1 protein-coding gene is annotated in these 618 nt (G+C 61.7%); it reads left to right on the top strand.

Annotation, left to right across the window (positions count from 1 at the left end):
• Window positions 1-272 precede the first annotated feature (272 nt).
• Window positions 273-618, top strand: a 346-nt coding sequence (locus XM53_RS22290; protein ID WP_144435661.1) for a phage tail protein, incomplete at its 3' end; no start/stop codon positions are given.

Below are 618 nucleotides of genomic sequence, written 5' to 3' on the forward strand. Positions count from 1 at the left end.
GTGGCCGACGATGTGACGATGGACTCCGCGACGCTTCAGGTCGACACGACCGTGACCCTGGCCAACGCCGGGGGCAGCCAGTCTCACGACAACATGCAACCCTACCTGGCGGTGAATTACATCATCGCGCTCGAGGGGATTTTCCCATCGCGCAACTGACGGTGATTTTAATGGTTACTTGCGGTGCATGGGGGCACCGGCAGGTCGGATTGCAAAAGCGCCCCCGGAACGGCCGATGCCCTGGCCGAAAAAATTTTTGAAGGAGAGTATGGATGGCGGACCCTTTTATTGGACAGATCGTCTTGTTTGGCGGCAACTTCGCGCCCCGCAACTGGGCCTTTTGCGACGGACAGCTTGTGGCGATCAGTCAGAACAGCGCATTGTTCTCGATCCTGGGCACGACCTATGGCGGCGACGGGCGCACGACCTTCGGATTGCCGGATCTGCGCGGCAGGGTCCCGATCGGTCCGCGGCAGGGTCCGGGCCTGACCTTTTACCGCGAAGGGCAAAAAGGCGGCGCGGAAGACGTGACGCTGACACAGGCCGAAATGCCGAGCCACAGCCACGCGACCAACGTGCAGACGACGGCCAATATGCTGGCGGAATCGCGTCCGGGGA

It is taken from the genome of Roseovarius atlanticus (assembly GCF_001441615.1).
Taxonomy (GTDB): domain Bacteria; phylum Pseudomonadota; class Alphaproteobacteria; order Rhodobacterales; family Rhodobacteraceae; genus Roseovarius; species Roseovarius atlanticus.